The 3177-nt window shown below is 48.1% G+C and carries 4 protein-coding genes and 1 pseudogene; all 5 read right to left on the reverse strand.

Annotated features, from left to right (window positions below; all coding sequences use genetic code 11):
- A pseudogene (locus Q0338_RS06815) lies at positions 1 to 506 on the reverse strand (bifunctional phosphoribosylaminoimidazolecarboxamide formyltransferase/IMP cyclohydrolase PurH); the annotation flags it as partial.
- Between the two features lie 205 nt (positions 507 to 711).
- Positions 712 to 1467 (reverse strand): TerB family tellurite resistance protein, encoded by a 756-nt coding sequence (locus Q0338_RS06820; RefSeq protein ID WP_298086103.1) that lies wholly within the window; start codon positions 1465 to 1467, stop codon positions 712 to 714.
- 4 nt (positions 1468 to 1471) lie between these two features.
- Positions 1472 to 2530 carry a hypothetical protein gene (locus Q0338_RS06825; protein WP_009496422.1) on the reverse strand — a complete coding sequence of 353 codons (1059 nt, stop codon included), beginning with the start codon at positions 2528 to 2530 and terminating at the stop codon, positions 1472 to 1474.
- A gap of 22 nt (positions 2531 to 2552) precedes the next feature.
- A complete protein-coding gene (locus Q0338_RS06830; protein ID WP_298086104.1) occupies positions 2553 to 2684 on the reverse strand; it encodes a hypothetical protein in 132 nt (43 codons plus the stop codon).
- A 49-nt stretch (positions 2685 to 2733) separates the two neighbouring features.
- A partial coding sequence (locus tag Q0338_RS06835) for an AIR synthase-related protein (RefSeq protein WP_366119761.1) occupies positions 2734 to 3177 on the reverse strand: 444 nt, incomplete at its 5' end.

Consider the following 3177-nt stretch of genomic DNA (forward strand, 5'->3'; position numbering starts at 1 on the left):
AAATTTCGCCTAAAAACGGCCTTTTCGCTCTCGTCCGCGCCCCCTATGACGCGCAAAACCTCGTCATAATCAAGCGGACTCGTGACGATATAAACGCTAGCGAAGTTTTTAGCCGCCGAGCGCACCATCGCAGGGCCGCCGATGTCGATATTCTCGATAATCTCATCAAAATCATCGGTGCGGATTGTGGTTTGTTTGAACGGATATAAATTTACGCAAACTAGATCGATGCCGCCGATGCCGTGCTGTGCGGCTTGGCTCACGTGGTTTGCGTCGTTTCGCTTGTGCAAGATGCCGCCGTGGATTTTTGGGTGCAGGGTTTTTACGCGCCCCTCAAACATCTCGGGCGAGCCCGTGTATTCGCTCACTTCGACCGCTTTTACGCCCTGCTCTTTTAGCAGTTTGTGCGTGCCGCCCGTGCTTAATATCTCAAAACCGAGTTTCTCAAGTCCTTTGGCAAACTCTACGATGCCTTCTTTGTCGCTGACGCTGATTAATGCTCTCATTTATATTCCTTTCTTTATTGGTTTGTCTCTTGCGCGCCGAAACTTGGCTTAATTTTACAGAAATTTGACTAAATTTTAAAAACCTAAAGGCGAAGTATTTTTGATTTAGACGCGGCGGTTTTCAATTTTACGACGGGAGTTACCGAGTGGGTAATGACCGAGTAAAATTTAAAACCAACAAAGTATAAATCAAAAAGACAAGCCTCTAAGCCGCACGTTGTTTTATCGTCTCATACGCCTCATTTATCTCTTGTAGCTTACGAGTACTCTTTTCTATCATCTCCTCGCTCTCGCCGCGCCCCATAAGGATATCGGGATGATATTTTTTCACGAGTTCGCGGTAGCGCTTTTTTACCTCGTCAAACGACGCGCCATCTTTTAGTCCAAGCACGTCGTAAGGGCTTTTAGCGCGTTTTACGTACGGATCGCTCTGGCCTCCCCCATCTTGCCGCCTTTGCCCGTAAAAATCGTCAAATCTCTTTAAAATCGACCAAAAATCGATCTCGTTAAGTCCAAATCCCAAAGCAATCTGCTCGATGACGTTATGCTCGCTTTTGCTAAATTCGCCGTCTATATAGGCCAAATTTAGTAAAAAAGATAGTTTCGCGGCCGCGGCGTCTTGACTAAGGCGGAAGCGATCTTTGTACTGCCGCGCGATAAAATAGGCATTATGCACCGTCTCTTTTTCGCGGTTATAGATCTGCTTTAGCTCCGCTCTCATCGCTGCGTCGTTACCGAGCCTTAGAGTGATATCGTCTAGCGTCTCGCTGATGAGGCGAGCCTCTAGCTCATTTACCCTGCCGTCGCTTTTGGCGACTTTGGCAAGCAAGCTAACTAGAAATTTCGCCTCTTCAAACATCGCCCGTTTTTGTGAGCCGCCTAAATTTACGGGATTTTGGCTAAAATTTGAGACCAGATAATAAATCCCGTAAAAGATCAAAAACCAAAAAATAAAATTCAAAATATCACCATAAATGATAAATCGTATTTTTGAGCTTGCCGCCCACTAGCTCGTTTTTACGCCACGAGCTCTCGTCGTTCATCACGTTCCAGCGGCGCTCGTCGGGGCGGTAGAACCAATCTTTGTCGATCTGATAATAAATCTGCTTGCCGTTTGCCTCGATGATGTTGGCGATGTTGTTGTCGTGGTAGCTGTTCTCGTCGTAGTCGGTAAACGCGCGCTGTCCCATCTCGGAGTAAAGAAGCGTGAGCTCCTGAAGCATCTCGTTTAGCTCGTTGTCCATCTTTTGCACGTGCAGCCCGATCTCCTCGGCCTCGCGGAAAAGTATCGGATAGTCATGCGCCGGATAGTCGCTGTTTAGGCGCTCGGAGATGTTTTGGATCTTTGATTCGTCGGTCATATGGTAGCGCAAAAGCTCGCAGCAAATCTTTAGCGAGAGCGAGCTGGCGCGGTCTACGGCGCCGAAAACCAGCGGATGGATGTAGTTGTATAGCGATTTATACGGGTTTTCGTCGTTGTCTTTTTCGTGCATTTTCCATAGTTTTATCACGCGGTTTAGCTCGTCCATCGACACGCTAACGCGCTCGTTGCCGTTATCTATCGGGCTCATCGCGTGCTTTAGCGAGGTATCGACGGCGGTAAGATACGCTAGCGGGCCCATCACGATCTCGTTTGCGCCTAGCGCCATCATAGTCGCAGCCGACGCGCAGTTAGCAGGGATGAGAGCGGTGATGTTTTTGCAGTAGTTTCGCAGAGTGCTGATGATACGAAGCGCTGCGATACCGCTGCCGCCGTCGCTTTTGATAAACAAAAACGCGTTTTCTATCTTTTTACCCTTTAAAATTTCATACATCGCGCTCGCGTCGTTGCCGCAGACGCTGCCCGCGTTTGAGTTGTAGTAGGTGATGAGCGTGCCGCCCAGTTTGGCCTCGACCGCCTTTAGTACCTGCTGAGTCTCGCTAAATAGCACCGGCGGCTTAGCTACGCTTTTTTGATCCATTCCTCTGCCCTCCTTTTGCGGCTGTTCTTCTTCTTTGTTGTTTAAAAAGTCTTTCCAAGACATCTACTTTCCTTTCAAATTCGTATTAAATTTTACTTTTACGGTCGCTTTCAAGCTCGGCAAGATAGCAGATCATCATCGCGAGCTGATTAAATTTGATCAAATTTGACGCCAAAGCGCGCGGATAAATATCGCCGAGGCAAGCTAAATTTAGCAAGCGTCAAATTTACGCCGCTCAAATTTAGCCAGCCCAGCGGCGCCAAATTTTAGTCCTCTTGGCGGATGATTGCGGCAAATTTATTAAAATAAACTTCGCTCACGTCGCTTAGCTTTTCCTCAATATCATTTAGCTTAAATTTATCTCCGCCCACGCTGCCGATTTTTTCAAATTTGACGCCGTGTTTTGCGGCTAGAGATTCAAATTTAGCCTCGTCTTTTACGCCGACGATCGCGCGCGAAAAGCTCTCGTCAAAGATGAAATTTGGCTTTTTAACGTCAAATTTACACTCCGCGCCAAGCCCGCTTAGGCATGCCATTTTAGCTAGCGTTATCGCTACGCCGCCCACGCCTACGCTGTTTGCAAACTCTAGCGCACCCGATTTATTTGCCTCGATGACTAGGTCCCACAGCGCGCGCTCTTTTTTATAGTCCACCGCGGATAGCTCGCCGCCCACCGCATTAAATAGCGCCTTAGCGTAAAGCGACGCGAC

This window comes from uncultured Campylobacter sp. (assembly GCF_938018145.1).
Lineage (GTDB): Bacteria > Campylobacterota > Campylobacteria > Campylobacterales > Campylobacteraceae > Campylobacter_A.